This is a genomic window from Mucilaginibacter sp. SJ (assembly GCF_028993635.1).
GTDB lineage: Bacteria > Bacteroidota > Bacteroidia > Sphingobacteriales > Sphingobacteriaceae > Mucilaginibacter.
Map to the genome: position 1 here is coordinate 2,017,853 of NZ_CP118631.1, position 15,337 is coordinate 2,033,189.

Here is a 15,337-nt window from a genome sequence, read left to right on the forward strand (position 1 = left end):
AACCACCTCGGTTAAATCAAGGAAAGAGATTCGATTATTTTCCAAAAATCTTATTTAATTCCGAGTAAGGAACAGCATCATTTACAAAACCATAACTTCCCTGTGAAAGTTCAACAGCGGCCCGCTGAAAAGCGCCCAAAGCAGCCCTTGCCAATGCCGAACCAAGGCTTACCCTTTTTACGCCCAGATCTGCCAGTTCATTAAAGCTGATATCAAAACCTGCTGCGCCAAGCACAATGTTTACAGGTTTGGGAGCAACGGCTTTTACCACCTCTCTTATCTGTTCCCTTGTTTTAAGTCCGGGCGCAAAAAGCACATCGGCACCTGCATCGGCATAAGCAACAAGGCGTTTTATGGTGTCCTGCAGGTCTATTTTCCCGTGGATCATATTTTCGGCCCTGGCGGTTAGCATAAAATGAAACGGTAAACTCCGCGCTGCTTCAACAGCTGCTTTTACCCGCACAACCGAAAGCTCAAAATTGTAAATGGGATCACGATCATTACCTGTGGCATCCTCTATCGAGCCGCCAACCAGCCCCACTCCCGCTGCGGCTAAGATAGTTTCGGCACAGATCTCTGGTGTATCGCCAAAACCATTCTCCAAATCAGCAGCTACAGGTAAATGCGTGGCATTAATGATAGCTCTTGCATTATCAAGCGTTTCATCGCGATTGATCAGGGCATGGCCATCCGGCCGGCCAAGTACATAAGCCAAACCAGCGCTGGTGGTAGTGAAAGCTTCAAAACCTAACCCAGTTAAAATTTTAGCCGAACCGGCGTCCCAGGGATTAGGGATGATAAACAAGCCATCGCGCCCTTGCAGGGCCTTAAAAACTTCGGCTTTTTGATATTGGGAATTGTTTATTGCTGATGACATTTGAAGGCAGATTAGTGTTTATCGAAATTAAGCAAAAGTTAGTGTGCAGTCACGAGGCTTAAGTCGGAAATTTGCTTTTTGACTTAAGACTTACGATTTCTAACTTCCGACTTAATATCCCTATTATTGCAACAGCAATAGTTATGAAACAAAAAATAGATATTGAAAACTGGATCAGGAAAGAGCATTACAACTTTTTTAAACAGTTTGAAGAGCCCTATTATGGCGTAAACGTAAACGTTGATGTAACAGCCGCCTATAAGTTTGTGAAGGATAACGGGATCTCATTTTTCCTTTATACCATGTATCAGTCTTTAGCCGCCTCGCAAATTATTGAGCCTTTCAAATATCGTATGGAAGGCAATGATGTTTTTATTTACGACCAGATTGATGCCAGCTCAACCGTTCCGCGGGCTAATGGCACATTTGGCTTTGGTGAATGGCCCTTTCATCCCTTGTTCGAAGATTTTGCCCGCGACGCCAACAAGGAAATTGAACGGGTACAAAGTAACAACCTGCTTGAACGCAAGGCTTTAAACAATGTAATCCGTTTTTCTTCGCTACCCTGGATCAATTTCACCTCACTGTCGCATGCGCGCATGTTTTCATTTATGGACAGCTGCCCCAAGGTTTCGTTTGGGAAAATGACAGAGCATCATGGTAAGCGCACCATACCTCTATCCATTCACGTAAACCATGCTTTGGTTGATGGCATCCACGTGGGCCAGTATATTGATTGTTACCAGGAATTGTTGAATAAGGGATTTTAGGCTAACGATATAAAGCTAAGAGGTTGCGTGCCTCCGGCACACTAAAAAAACCTCTAATAATTATTCTACAAACCTTTTGCACCTCTGTGCAACCTTTCCATGTATTGATTTACGAGACAAAAGGTTTAACTTTTTTTAAACACATTTTCCTTAACCATAAACAACGGCAGCGAGCCATGATCAAGTACGCGTGAATGAAAATCCCTGATATTAAATTGCGCGCCCTGCTTTTGCTGCAATTCCTCTTTCCAATGCAATATTTGTAATGCGCCATACTTGTAGGTAACTACCTGTGCCGGCCAGCGGCGCATGCGGGCAATTTCGCGCATGGCAATATCATCCTGTCCCCGGATGTTCTTTTTCCAAAATGCCAGTGCCTGTTCATCCGTCCAGCCGTAATAATTAAGTGCTACATCCAAAGGCACACGTACCGACCGTACAATATCCCACTCCCATTTGCCAAGCTCATCGTAAGGCGTTTGGTATACGCCAAGTTGTTTGCCCAACTCTTCGGTATATGCCGCCCAACCCTCGGCAAAACCCATATAATAAAACAACTGCTGCACGGCAGATGTTTTGGTTTGTGCCTCCATACTCGCCTGGTAATGGTGACCAGGAACTCCCTCGTGAATAAAAAGCCAGTCGACCTGCCGCTTATTGTATGGCTTATCAAAAAGATTATAGTAAAACGCATTATTATCGTAATAGCCGGGCGTTTGTGCCAGCTGCCTGCTTTCGCCCTTTACAATTTTTAGCGGGGCTATGTTGGTATTGTTAAACAGTTTGGGCAAGTTGGCGTAAATAACCGCTTTGGTATTTTCGAAGGATTGCTGAACTACCTTCGGGTCACTGATAAAAAAAGAAGGGTCATTGAGGTGTTTATAAAAATCATCCTCACTTAACCCGGTTTGCAGGCGGATAGCTTCGATATGCTTTTTAACCCGGCTAACTTCGGTAAGGCCAAACTGGTAGATTTCATCAGGTGTAGCACTGGTGCTGACCCATCGTTTCAGCAGGTAGACATACCATGCTTTGCCGTTGGGGATAGTGATAATACCGCCTGCAGGAATCACAGCAGGTTTATTTTTTAACCAATCCTGCTCAAGTTTAATCCGCTCTAAATTGAGGCCGGTTTCATAGCTGATCAGCTGATAATCTACTTTTTCCGGTTCGCTGAGCTGATCTGCTTTGAAGGCTGATAAACCAGTCTTTATTTTTGTAAAAAAAGCTAACTGTTTTTGCACATCAGCAGCGGTGCCGATATGTTCTAATCCGCTTGTGTAGCTTAGCTCCAGCTGGGGCAAATGCAATTCAGTGTAGCCGGCTACAAAATCATTACAAAAAGCATCAAAAGGAGATTGCTGGCCAATAGCGAGAGAAGATGTTAAAGTAAAAAACAAAAAAACAAGAAGTCGCCTCATAAACACGCAGTGGTTAACAAACCTAAATATTTGCTTTGACTAATTTATACAAAAACAAATCCCCAGTTAACCATTATCAGTAATCCAAAAGCATTTTTGTTTATGTTGATTGGATGTAACTGTGCAACTGCTCAATGGTTTCCCTTTGCGAATAGATAGTTTCGTACACCACATCGCTCATTGAAATAATACCGCATAACTGATCGGCCATATCAAACACCGGTAAATACCTGATATTATTTTCGCTCATGATCAGCATGCATTCATCAACTGATGATTCGGGGGTGATCCTCGGGAAATTGGTACTTATGATCTCGCCGGCGGTGGTTTCGTCGGAGTGTTTACCCATTAAAATGATTTTACGGGAGTAATCCCTCTCCGTCATCAGGCCCATATACCTGCCATTTTCGGTTACCACTACCGAGCCGATGTTTTTTTCGGCCATCAGTTTCAACACGTTAAACACGGTGGTATCGGCAGGTACTGCAGTAACGTTGTTCCCCTTACGGGCCAGGATATGCTTTACACTTTTCATAAATACTCAGGTTAATTTGGTAAATTCAAGATACGAATAAGTAACAGAAAAACAATGGATTGTGGAAAACAAAATCTATTCAGGCTAAAAAAACCGTTCGGCCATGCAGTTTAAACCAATCCTTATATTGTAACAAAACGGGTGTCCCAATTTTTTGATTCCCGAAAAAAAATAAAAAAAATGCTGGCTGTCTTTTTTGTAAAAAACAAATGTTCCATTTTTTGAACCTTGAAACGCGGGACGGCATAAAAATGAAACAAATTGATAATCAATCAATTAGCTCATTCAATAAAACACATTCAACTAACTGATAATCAGCAAATAAAACTAATAAGAATAAAACAATACGTGTTTTACAGAAGATTTGACGCCATGTTTATTCAACCTCTTTTTTTGTTTTTATCGTGACTTTTTGAATAAGTTACCCTAATAATAAAAGGCGCTGACAAAATAGCTTCACCAACAATCTCGATTTATTTTATTAAAAAAGCCCCCCGGTAATTAAACCGAAGGGCTACCAACCTATATAAAAACAAACCTATTGTTTTCTCTTTCCCCAAATAGCGGTGCCATGGCTATCTAACCCGGTAAATATCAGGGTTGATGTTATTTTATTTTCCCAGTCGCGCTCACGTTCAACTTTTAGCTTGTAAGTATCGCCGTTGCTGTATTTAAGCTCAAGCCACGGAGCGGTAAATGTCCATTTATCAGCAGCGTTACCATCAATAGTACCGGCAGCGTCCAGTTTAAAGGTTGTTGAAACCTGGAAATCCGGATTGGTTTGCTCGGTACCATAACCTGGTACAACATGATAATTCAGCGTAATTTTTTCATAGTTCCCTGCCACATCGGTTGATGCAATGGTTGTTTGAGCAACATTGGCATATCGCTCAGGCGATACTATTGGCCAGCCGTCGGTTGTCCATGATATTTTACGAACGTGCAGGTCCATAAAGTAGGAGTTAATACCCGGCCTGCCCTGGTGCGCCATGTAATATTGCCCGCTACCGTTGTCAAACACTGCACAATGCCCTGTGCCCTGCCAGCCGCTTTGGTTGCTGAACTGGTATGGCGCAAGGATCATGGGGCCATGATCCTCATCGGTATTGATGTCATGCCCGTTATAATCATAAAACGGACCGGTCGGGCTATCGCCCCGCCCTACCCTAACATTATACTTGGTTTGCAGCCAGTCATAACTGATAAACAGGAAATACTTTTTCAGATCGGAGTTGTAGATCACTTCCGCGCCTTCAATGTTACCATTGTATTTGCCGCCGGTAAAACCGCGGTTAGCTATGCGCTTGCCCTTATCGCCCGAGCTGGCCGCCAGGCCGGTTGAAGGATCAAGTTTCAGGATATAGATCCCATCCCATGCCGAGCCGTAGTACATGTACTGCTCGCCGGTGGTTGTAGTTATTACGGTTGGGTCGATAGCGTTTGTTTGGATACTGGCATCATTGGTTGATGTTACAACGAGGCCTTTCTCCGACCAGGGGCCGTCAGGCGATGAAGCCGTCGCCATACCGATAACACTCAGGCGTGCTACAGGCGATGAAAGCGAATAATACAATCTGTACTCTGAACCCACCTTCATTACGTAAGGTGCCCATAAGGCGTTGTAAGGCGTACCGCCTTTACCCGTAATATAGGCAGATCCCTGCGCCGGCAATGACGAAAATACCCAACCCACATACTCCCACTGCACCAAATCCTTCGACCTGCGGATTTGCAAGCCCGGCCTTACATCAGTACCAAAAGCCACATCGGTACTATAGCAATAATAATAATCACCAAACTTTTTAATGGATGGGTCATGCACGTTATACACTGTCCACTTAGGATAATAGGTAAATGCCGCAATATCCGCGTAAGTATCACTGATACTGTTGATATCAAACGCCGTTGTTACCGGTGGAGTTGTGGTAGTATCCGTTTTAGTTGGCGCAGGTGTTTCCTTTTTTGAGCAGGAAAACAGCACTGTTGCCAGTGCGGTTATTAAGTATAGATTTTTCGCTGTATTCATCATCGTGTTCGTCTCTTTCACTTAATTTTTAATTCCCTCCCGCGGGAGGGGTGTGGCGGGCTGTGAAGTGGCAGGGAGGGGTTTATATAAGCAGTATATTTGCCATGATTCATAAACCCCTTCCTACTCCTTCCCCAGGGAAGGAATCGCACCTCCCCCGCTCTTTTTTCTAATAGCCCGTATTTTGTACCAAACCAACATTGGTTTGCACTTCGCTCAGCGGTATCGGCAAATACTCTTTACCTGCGGTATAGGTATTAAATTCCGGGTCGCGGGATTTTAGCCATGCCAGTTTAGCTACATCCTGTAACCAGCCCCAGCGGCGGATATCATCAAAACGGTGGCCTTCCAACGAAAATTCCAGGAAACGTTCGTGACCTATCTGATCGCGCATCTCAGCCTGGCTCATGCCCGGTTTTACCGTAGCTAAGTTTGGCAAACCAACACGGCTGCGTACCAGCTGGATGTATTGATAAGCATCATTTGTTTGGCCCAATTCGTTCAAACACTCAGCGTACATCAGCAGTACATCAGCATAACGCATCAATCTTTCGTTGATACCTGATCTCCAGTCATACTCATCGGCCTGGCCGCTGTCGCCGTTTTCATACTTATGGCAAAACAGGGCATTTAATGAGGAGCTGCCGGCATAGCGGGCGGCAAAATCCTCGTTATATAATTTTTCGCCGGGTTTGTTGTAATACATGGTTACATCCAAACGTGGGTCGACACCGCCACTGGTTGTTTTTTCCTGCAGATATTCATTGTATAATGCAGGCGTTGGCTGCACATCTGTAAAACCAAAACTCGCTGCGCCAAAGGTGATGGCACGGGCAGATGTACGGCCCCATCCTGATGACGGATCGCCTCCCCAGCCCAGATCAGTACCTCCGGCATCCCTTGAAAACTGAACCTCAAAAATCGATTCGGAGTTGTTTTCATTATTGGCAAAAAAGTTATCGTAGTAATTAGGCACAAGGCTATAAGTACCCATGTCAATAACTGATTTGAACTCGGCAGCAGCTTCCGCATATTTTTTTGTGAACAGGTAGGTTTTCCCCAGAAACGCTGCTGCCGCTCCCCTGGTAGCACGACCTATCTGTCCATCGGGCGATAAGCCGCTGTAAGTTGCTGGCAGCATGCCTTCGGCAGCTTTAAAATCGCTGATCACCTGTGCCCAAACTACATCCTGGGGCTGTTGCTTTTGGAAATAATCGGCACTTGAGCCGGCAGGAACCAACGGCATAGGCACGTTTTTATAAAAATCGGCCAGGTGGAAATAATACAGGCCACGCAGAAAATAGGCCTGACCCAATACACGTTTCTTCAGTTCGGCATCCATATTAATGGCGGGTACATATTTCAGCACTTCGTTCGCGCGTAAAATACCCTGGTAATAGGCCGTCCATGAAAACAGTACGCCCGCGCCACTGCTTTGCATATTGAACTTACCCATGTTATAGATCTGGTCCCATGGACTGTAGCTTGTAGCATCATCGCCCCTTGTGTTTTCCACTATCGGCGAAAAACGCATGTATGAACCATCAATAATTAAACTGCCATATACCGCATTTATCCCTTTTACAGCATCATCAGAAGTTTGCCAAAACGTTTGGGTTGTTTGCGCGTTAGGGTTTACAGTATTTAAATCACTTTTTTTACACCCCATTGCAAAAGCCGACAGTACTAAACCAGTAACTATGGCCTTTTTAAATATATTTTTCATTATACTAATGTTTAATGTTTATCAATAATTATAAGCCTACCTGTAAACCAACCAGCAAAGTGCGCGGATTAGGGAACGAACCATAATCAAAACCGCGGTTAATTGTACCATCATTAATAAAATCAGGATCGTAACCTTTGTATTTGGTTATTGTATAAAGATTTTGCCCTGACAGGTAGATCCTTACGCTCCTGAATACGTGTGTGCGGTTTAATAAAGCAGCAGGCAACGTATAACCTAACTGTGCAGTTTGCAGGCGGGCATATGAGGCACTTTGAATGAACCTATCCGAATTGCGACCATTCGCGTTCGGATCGCCGATAATTGGCCTTGGCACATTAGTATTGGTATTGGATGGTGTCCAGTAATTTAATTCATCAGTACTTTGATTGCCATACTGACCGGTCATTAAAGCCTGATAAACACCATTGGCAATTTTGCTGCCGTAATTACCCTGTATAAATATTGACGCGTCAATGTTTTTATAGTTGGCGCTAAAATTGAATCCATAGTAAAGTTTTGGAATTGCAGAGCCCAGATAAACACGGTCATCATCATTGATAATACCGTTATGGTCGGTATCAACAAACTTAACATCGCCGGGAGCGGCACCTGTTTGAGTAGCATGGGCGGCCACTTCGGCAGCATTTTTAAAAATGCCTTCGGTTTTAAAAGCATATAGCTCACCAACTTCGCCGCCTACTGCTGTTTTGCTGTACGCGCCATATATCGGGTTACCGCCATTGCCTAATGATGTCACCTTATTCTTAACGGTTGAAGCATTTGCGCTAATGGTGTAATTGAACGGACCGGTATCCCTGCTGCGATAAGTTACCGTAAACTCGATACCTTTATTGGTAAAAGAGGCAGCATTAACCAGCGGCGTATTAATTGCCCCTACCGAAGGCGGAATAGGCACCCCTAACAATACACCGGTAATTTTATTGATATAATACTCTGATGAAAATGCAAGCTGGTCATGAAACAAGCTTAAATCAAGGCCGATGTTGGTTGTTTTTTTACCTTCCCATTTATTGGTTTGGTCAAACACCTGGGTTTGGGTTGTTCCTGTAGCAAGTGTATTACCAAACACATAGCTTGCATTTCCATTTACAATGGTTTGGTAAGGATATGGATTAGATAAAGCGTTTATGTTACCCAATATTCCGTACCCGGCTTTAAGTTTTAACTGCGTAATAGCCTCTGGCAGGTGTATAAATTTTTCTTTATTGATGTTCCAACCGATTGATGCTCCCGGGAAATTCCCATAACGATGCTGTTGAGTAAGTTGGGAGCTACCGTCTCGCCTATAGTTAAAGGTTAACAGATACCTGTCATCATAATTGTAATTGATACGTGCAAATATCGGCGAATAAAATTTGGTAATAAAGCTGTTGCTGTAAGCTGTTTTATTAGCCGGGTTACTTACGTTGTCAAGTGAGAATAAATAAGGCTGGGGCAAGTTTAATGCTACACCTGTTAAATTGCTGGTAGCATTTTTCTGATACGCGGTACCTGCCAAAATCTCAAAATTATGCTTTTTAACATTCAGTTTATAGCTCAGCGTGTTTTCTATCAATTGGGTATAATAGTTGCCCCTGGCATCACTGTAGTAAGCAGTTGTATTGGGATAAAACCAGCCCAAATCATAAATAGGATCAAAATAAGTGTTTCTAAAATCGTTGCGGTCGTAACTTCCGCTGATGCGGTATTTTAGGTTCTTAAGTATATCTACCTCCATCCAGGCCGATGCCATCATACGGTTACGCTGGCCTGTGCTGTTCAATAAGTTATTTACACCTATAATATTTAGCGAAATAGCCCTCTGTGTATTTTGATCAACACCTCCATAACCGCCAACGCGGTTAGGGTCATAAATAGGCATGGTAGGAATTGCAGTAACCAGGTCGACTATTTGGTTACCTGTACCGTGCAGGTGCGGATATGCCAGGTTATTATAATCACCTTCGGTATAGGCAAACTTAGTACCGAAAGATACGATACCTTTTTTACCTTGAATATTGCCGCTTAGGTTATACCGGGTATATGAGGGCCCGGATACCGTTGTACCGGTTTGGTTAAAGTAGTCAAAAGCAACATTATAGCTCATGTTATCGTTACCTCCGGATAAACCGAGGTCATGGCTTTGGGTATAGCCGGTTCGGAAACCTGATTTTTGCCAGTCGGTATTTACATTACTGATAAATTTGCTTGATGACGGATCATTACCTGGTGCTAAAGACAAACCTGCATTAGTTTCAGCTGCATTAGCGATTTTTTGATAACCTATCCTATCGGTAACGGAAAGCGTTTTTGGATTTTTCTGAAAACCTGCATAGCCGTTGTAGTTGATCTTCATCGGACCATTTTTGCCCCGTTTGGTGGTGATGATAACTACACCATTAGCACCACGAAACCCATAAATTGCGCCCGCAGATGCATCTTTAATCACTTGCAAACTTTCAATATCAGTATTCGGGAAGTCAAAGGGCTCAAATGTTGGCACACCGTCAATTATAAACAACGGGTTATTGCTATTTAATGAGCTTACACCGCGGATCCGGATAGAAACGCCTTCGCCCGGTACACCCGAACCATTTACCTGTACACCTGCAACCTGGCCTTGTAAAGCTCTGGCAACGTCAGGTGTTACACGTTTATTGGCATCCTTAAGATTTACTACAGCAACAGAACCTGTAAGGTTTTCCTTTTTCTGTGTGCCGTATCCAACCACTATTACTTCGTTTAAAGAATTGGATGCTGCTTTTAACTGTACATTGATCAACGAGTTGCCGGTAACTGTTATTTCCTGCGACACATAGCCAACAAACGAAAAAACAAGTACTACACCACCTGTATTATTATCGGGAATATTTAAGGTATAACGCCCCTGCAAATCGGTTTGGGCGCTTACATTGGCGCCCTTTATCCTTACGGTAACACCAGGCATGGGCAGGCCTTCATCATCGGTTACCTTACCGCTCACAGTGCCGGGGGCCATTGCCTTTCCCTTTTCTGTAAGGATAACCAGGTTATTATCACCCAGCGTATAACTCAGGTTGGTATTACTAAGTACAATTTTCATCACCTCTTCAAGCGATGCATCTTTTGTATTTAAACTGGCGGGCATATCGTTTTTCAACAACATATCGTCGTTATACAAAAAGCGATAGTCAGACTTTTTTTCGATTTCCTTTAACGCCTTTTTCAGGGGCATGTTTTGGAAATTAACGTTGATGCGGGTCTGACCATATCCTTTTGAAAACGCCTGCAGTGAGGAGGCGAGTACCAGGATACAGATAAATTTAAACATAAGAAGTACTTTCAAAAATTGGTTCAGCCGCAATGGGTTAATGCGGTGTGCATTTTTTTTCATAATTTAGCATTAAGGTTATTTAACTATTGGGTTTATAGAAGGACTGGTAGTTAACTTGTACCACATTATAATGGGGGGATGCGGGAACATCTTCCCATTTTTTATGGTTTCAGATTTGATACTTATTTACGCATAGGCTCTTTCATAAAGGTTTATTAATTAATAAATTACAATTTGGTTAGTGTCAATTTTATAACGGAACGCCGCCGTTTTCTGCAGGCTCAATAAAGCCTTATTAATCGATTCTTTTTCAAACTTACCGGTAAAGCGCAGCTTTTTTACATCCTCATTTTCAAAAACGATGTTCACATTATATCTGCGCTCCATTTTTTGGGCGATGTTTTCAAAGTCTTCAGCGTCAAAGGCCAGTTTATTTTCAAGCCATAAGGCTTCTGATGGCAAAGTGTCCTTTTTGGCCTGGTGGATACGGCTCAGTGCTATAAGCGGAGTTTCTTCAGCTATCTTATACGTTGGGGTATTACTTTTAAGTTGTAGTTCCTGGTTGTTGATCACCGTAATTTTTTCTGATGGGTTAAGGATGATCTTTTTTTCGGGATTTTTTAAAACGGTAAGTTCAATTTTACCGCGAATGAGTGCGGCTTCGGATGTTTTATCATTATTATATGAACGCACATTGAATTTAGTACCTAACACCCTGATGCTGATGGTTGTGGTAGTAACTACAAAAGGGTGCTGCGGATCTTTAACTACATCAAAAAAGGCTTCACCCACCAGGGATACCTTTCTTTGCTCGGTACCAAAATCATTATTATAAGTAAGTTTGCTGCCCATATTGAGCCAAACACGGCTGCCATCGGGCAATTGAATTTTACTGATCCCATTTTTAGGAGCAGTTATTTCATTGGACTTTCCCGGCACCATGGTTTCTTTACGGGTAAACCAGAAAACACCCAACATTAAACAGGCCGCGGCCAGCAATGAGCCCAGTTTAATGATCCTGGCTTTTTTCTTTTTGGTTTGAACAGCGATAACCTGCGCAGCCTCTTCAGCTTCCTTTTCTTCAACAGCATCAAGTTCGGCGTCAAAAGCAGCCCACTTGCTTAGCAGTTTTTCATCCTCGGCAATTTGCTGATCATTTTTCCAGATTTCCTCCAGCTCATCCATCGGGTACATAACGGTATCCCCCTGTTGCTGTAACAGTTGCTCAAGTTCAAGTAACTCTTCGGGCGAAGCTTCACCATTTAACTTTTTACCAATAAGTATCCAGATGTTGTTAATCATTATTTACGGCTCTATATATAAAGACTGTAAATAATCGGGATACCCCAGTGTAGAATTAAATATTTTTTGAAATTTTTTCGGGGCTAACTGTGCCGGGCAATTTTTGGGCATCCTTTAGCCCCAGTACAAGCGTTTTCAGGGCGTTGCCCATGTGGTACTCAACAGTTTTTATGGAGATATCGAGTAAATCGGCTACTTCACGATATTTCAGGTCGTCTTCCTTTATCAACTTAAAAACAAGACGGCATTGATCGGATAGTTTGCTCAATGTAGTATTGATCAGTTTGGTAAGGTCCTCGCAAACCAGTTTGTCCTCCCCTGTTGCGCTTGAATCGGCAACATCTGCATGCACATCATCAATATTCACACTTTTCAACTGATTTTTGGCGAGGCAGGTAAGCGATTTATTTTTAACCGATGTATAGCAGTAATAAGTAAAGTTATTGATCTCAGGCAACGAGGCACGGCGTGTCCACAAGTTCATAAAAACATCGTTGGTGATCTCTTCGGCCAGTTCATCCTGTTTAACCAGCGATTTTGCAAGGCTAAACAACTTACCATAGTAAAATAAGTACAGCCTTTTAAAGGAAGCCCTGCTGCTGTTTAAAGCAATATCATTAAGCAAGTACTTAATCTCGGTGTCCAACATCTCCTTATCGGTTGTATTTACTTTTATCAAAACCCGGCGCGGGTTAAGTATGGTTTAAATTAATATAATTGGTAATTGGCCTTCATTAAAGCGGGGTTATCACGCTAATGAAAATCTAAGATATAATATTTATTTTAATTGTTCAAAAAACAATTAAAATTTTTTTAGTAAAAAATCAAATTTTCAAAAAACAACCTACTAAATTGTTTTATAGAAGCCCCCAATGGAAGTATCCAGCAGGGATTAATCTTTTAAATTAGCTACTCTTTCCGCTTTTTCAAGCCAAATTAACCTATAAATAAAGTGTCATTTAAACAATAATTAATATACGGCCGGAATAGATTTTGCAAAAACTTACAACAAAAAAGCCCCGGCTTTCGGCGGGGCCTGTGCTTTTTAGCTATAAGTCTTTAGTCAGGATTTTCTTTTTTGTACTTTGAACTGAATACTTAAGGCTCAGAACTTGACATTAATACGCCAGTATATTATTGATCAACTTCAACTCTTCATCCGTAAATGAAGTATTGGTTAAACAACCGATAGAATCTGTAACCTGCTCCGGCTTACTTGCGCCTATCAGTACCGAGGTAATGCGTTTATCTTTCAGGATCCATGACAGTGCCATTTGCGCCAGGTTTTGACCGCGTTGCAGGGCAAGCTCATTCAGTTTTGCGGCTTTGGCTATGTTTTGTTCGGTTATGGCATCTTCGTCAATAGCGCCGTTGCCGCGGTGGGCAGCAGCCCGCGAACCTTCGGGGATACCTTTCAGGTATTTATTGGTTAATAAGCCTTGTGCCAATGGTGAGAATGGGATACAACCAACACCTTTATCTTCCAGCACGTCAAGCAAACCACCTTCAACCCATCTGTCGAACATGGAATATTTAGGCTGATGAATGAGGCATGGTGTGCCCAGCTCTTTCAATACGGCAACTGCTTTTTCTGTTTCGGAAGCGCTATAGCTTGAAATCCCAACATATAAAGCTTTGCCCTGGCGCACGATCAAATCCAATGCTCCCATTGTTTCTTCGATAGGAGTTTCAGGGTCGGGACGGTGATGATAGAAGATATCTACATAATCCAACCCCATACGTTTAAGGCTTTGATCTAAACTGGCTACCAAATATTTTTTTGAGCCCCAGTCGCCATACGGGCCTTCCCACATACCCCATCCGGCTTTGCTTGAAACAATAAGTTCGTCGCGGTAGTTTTTAAAATCATCTTTAAAAATACGCCCAAAAGTTTCCTCGGCAGAACCTGCGGGCGGACCATAGTTATTGGCCAGGTCAAAATGGGTAATGCCTTTATCAAAGGCTAAACGTAAAATATTGCGGGCGTTCTCCAGGCTGTCGATACCGCCGAAGTTATGCCATAAGCCAAGCGATACCGCCGGCAGTTTTAAACCACTGTTACCGCAACGGCGGTATTCCATATCCTGGTAACGGTTTTGATTGGGTAGATAAGTCATATCTTAAATAATTAGTAAAATCCAAAGTTGGCTTATCTATCCTAAAAATCCATTGAACTGGAACAAGAAATGAAATTATTTAGCGCCCCGATGTTTGCGGGTATAACCCTAACCGCGCTTATATTTGAGCTATGTTTCAAAACATCAATAATTACGCGGCACGGTCAGTTAGTTTAACTGCAGAGGAAACAGCCCTTTTTAATGAGATATTGGAATACCGGAAAATCCCTAAAAAAACCCGTCTGCTCACAGCCGGCAGCGTCTGCAATTTTGAAGCCTACGTAAACAAGGGCTGCATCCGCGAATATATTATTGACGAAAACGGCGCAGAAGTGACCCTGCAATTCGCGGTTGAAGACTGGTGGGTAAGCGATCTGGCCAGTTTTCAGGATCAAAGCCCTGCCCATATGAATATTGAAACCCTGGAAGATTGTGAGCTGCTCATCCTTACCCGCGACTCAAAAGAGCGACTCCTAACTGAAGTGCCCAAGCTTGAGCGCATGTTCAGGCTCATGCTACAAAGGCATTTGACCGTAGTTCAAAAACGGCTGTATAAAACCATAGCTACCACCGCTATGGAAAAATACCTGGGGTTTATTAATCGTTACCCCGGCATTCCACAAAGGGTGCCACAGCATTATATAGCTTCCTATCTGGGTATTTCGCCCGAGTTTTTGAGTAAATTAAGGGCCAGGAATTTGAAGAAGTGACTATATGAATTTACGGTAATTACGTTTCCAGTACTGTTCAATAAATCCCCATTTATAATTCTTATATTTTCCAATTTCGCTGATCGGATATTCTTTGAGTAGGTGCTCTTTTGCCCCCCGCGCTTTGGTAATAAATACACCAGTTTCTTTACCACCACAATCCAATCCTGATATATTACCTATTTTGATAATCTTATTATTTACAATTTTGAATAGGTCGCTATCCCAATTTGAATCGGCACAGCCACTGCGATGGTATGAATAATACAGGTTTGTATTTTTCAACCGTTGCGGCTCAGGATAATCAGGAAAGTCTTTTACCTGTACAAATTTCTTAGTTCGTTTATCATACAACAGCAGCTCACACACTCCCGGAACATTTGATATATATATTCGACGAGGAGATCTTTATACCCATCTTCATTGAAATCAGTAAACTTAAATGAGTGAAAGCTCGAGTAATCCAAGCTATTGATGCGCGACATTATCTCGCCATTGGATTTTAAAATTGATATTTTCCCACCGCTGGCATTATAA

Annotated in this window: 12 protein-coding genes; 2 read left to right on the forward strand and 10 right to left on the reverse strand. The window is 42.6% G+C overall.

The annotated features are described in order from the left end of the window. Positions 1 to 34 precede the first annotated feature (34 nt). Positions 35 to 877 (reverse strand): isocitrate lyase/PEP mutase family protein, encoded by an 843-nt coding sequence (locus tag MusilaSJ_RS07990; RefSeq protein ID WP_274989474.1) that lies wholly within the window; start codon positions 875 to 877, stop codon positions 35 to 37. Between the two features lie 143 nt (positions 878 to 1,020). Between MusilaSJ_RS07990 and MusilaSJ_RS07995 the strand changes: the two genes are divergently transcribed. Further along, positions 1,021 to 1,647, forward strand: a complete 627-nt coding sequence (locus MusilaSJ_RS07995; RefSeq protein ID WP_274989475.1) for a CatA-like O-acetyltransferase — start codon at positions 1,021 to 1,023, stop codon at positions 1,645 to 1,647. Between the two features lie 125 nt (positions 1,648 to 1,772). Here the strand turns inward: MusilaSJ_RS07995 and MusilaSJ_RS08000 are convergent, their stop codons facing one another. From MusilaSJ_RS08000 to mgrA, 8 genes are all read right to left on the reverse strand, one after another. Then, entirely contained in the window at positions 1,773 to 3,068 is a 1,296-nt protein-coding gene (locus tag MusilaSJ_RS08000; protein ID WP_274989476.1) for a DUF885 domain-containing protein, read from the reverse strand. 100 nt (positions 3,069 to 3,168) lie between these two features. Next, positions 3,169 to 3,603 (reverse strand): CBS domain-containing protein, encoded by a 435-nt coding sequence (locus tag MusilaSJ_RS08005; RefSeq protein WP_274989477.1) that lies wholly within the window; start codon positions 3,601 to 3,603, stop codon positions 3,169 to 3,171. A 538-nt stretch (positions 3,604 to 4,141) separates the two neighbouring features. Then, the gene (locus MusilaSJ_RS08010; RefSeq protein ID WP_274989478.1) at positions 4,142 to 5,650 is read right to left on the reverse strand and encodes an arabinan endo-1,5-alpha-L-arabinosidase; all 1,509 of its coding nucleotides are present in this window, start codon (positions 5,648 to 5,650) and stop codon (positions 4,142 to 4,144) included. A gap of 148 nt (positions 5,651 to 5,798) precedes the next feature. Continuing rightward, positions 5,799 to 7,355 carry a RagB/SusD family nutrient uptake outer membrane protein gene (locus MusilaSJ_RS08015; protein WP_274989479.1) on the reverse strand — a complete coding sequence of 519 codons (1,557 nt, stop codon included), beginning with the start codon at positions 7,353 to 7,355 and terminating at the stop codon, positions 5,799 to 5,801. A 28-nt stretch (positions 7,356 to 7,383) separates the two neighbouring features. After that, positions 7,384 to 10,668, reverse strand: coding sequence for a TonB-dependent receptor (locus tag MusilaSJ_RS08020; protein WP_274989480.1), 3,285 nt, complete (start codon positions 10,666 to 10,668; stop codon positions 7,384 to 7,386). A 222-nt stretch (positions 10,669 to 10,890) separates the two neighbouring features. After that, a complete protein-coding gene (locus MusilaSJ_RS08025; protein ID WP_274989481.1) occupies positions 10,891 to 11,973 on the reverse strand; it encodes a FecR family protein in 1,083 nt (360 codons plus the stop codon). A 55-nt stretch (positions 11,974 to 12,028) separates the two neighbouring features. Continuing rightward, positions 12,029 to 12,652 carry an RNA polymerase sigma-70 factor gene (locus MusilaSJ_RS08030; protein ID WP_274989482.1) on the reverse strand — a complete coding sequence of 208 codons (624 nt, stop codon included), beginning with the start codon at positions 12,650 to 12,652 and terminating at the stop codon, positions 12,029 to 12,031. A gap of 439 nt (positions 12,653 to 13,091) precedes the next feature. Next, a complete protein-coding gene (gene mgrA / locus MusilaSJ_RS08035; RefSeq protein ID WP_274989483.1) occupies positions 13,092 to 14,090 on the reverse strand; it encodes an L-glyceraldehyde 3-phosphate reductase in 999 nt (332 codons plus the stop codon). A 131-nt stretch (positions 14,091 to 14,221) separates the two neighbouring features. On the opposite strand from mgrA, the gene MusilaSJ_RS08040 reads away from it, so the two are divergent. Then, complete coding sequence (locus tag MusilaSJ_RS08040; protein ID WP_274989484.1) at positions 14,222 to 14,800, forward strand: Crp/Fnr family transcriptional regulator; 579 nt, start codon at positions 14,222 to 14,224, stop codon at positions 14,798 to 14,800. Here the strand turns inward: MusilaSJ_RS08040 and MusilaSJ_RS08045 are convergent, their stop codons facing one another. Continuing rightward, positions 14,801 to 15,169: a hypothetical protein gene (locus MusilaSJ_RS08045; RefSeq protein ID WP_274989485.1), complete on the reverse strand. Its 369-nt coding sequence runs from the start codon at positions 15,167 to 15,169 to the stop codon at positions 14,801 to 14,803. Positions 15,170 to 15,337: the final 168 nt, after the last annotated feature.

Bases quoted from the DNA above. Each gene is read 5' to 3' on its own strand.
- MusilaSJ_RS08005 (WP_274989477.1), bottom strand. From the start codon at position 3,603: ATGAAAAGTGTAAAGCATATCCTGGCCCGTAAGGGGAACAACGTTACT.
- mgrA (WP_274989483.1), bottom strand. From the start codon at position 14,090: ATGACTTATCTACCCAATCAAAACCGTTACCAGGATATGGAATACCGC.
- MusilaSJ_RS08020 (WP_274989480.1), bottom strand. From the start codon at position 10,668: ATGTTTAAATTTATCTGTATCCTGGTACTCGCCTCCTCACTGCAGGCG.
- MusilaSJ_RS07995 (WP_274989475.1), top strand. From the start codon at position 1,021: ATGAAACAAAAAATAGATATTGAAAACTGGATCAGGAAAGAGCATTAC.
- MusilaSJ_RS08000 (WP_274989476.1), bottom strand. From the start codon at position 3,068: ATGAGGCGACTTCTTGTTTTTTTGTTTTTTACTTTAACATCTTCTCTC.
- MusilaSJ_RS07990 (WP_274989474.1), bottom strand. From the start codon at position 877: ATGTCATCAGCAATAAACAATTCCCAATATCAAAAAGCCGAAGTTTTT.
- MusilaSJ_RS08015 (WP_274989479.1), bottom strand. From the start codon at position 7,355: ATGAAAAATATATTTAAAAAGGCCATAGTTACTGGTTTAGTACTGTCG.
- MusilaSJ_RS08025 (WP_274989481.1), bottom strand. From the start codon at position 11,973: ATGATTAACAACATCTGGATACTTATTGGTAAAAAGTTAAATGGTGAA.
- MusilaSJ_RS08040 (WP_274989484.1), top strand. From the start codon at position 14,222: ATGTTTCAAAACATCAATAATTACGCGGCACGGTCAGTTAGTTTAACT.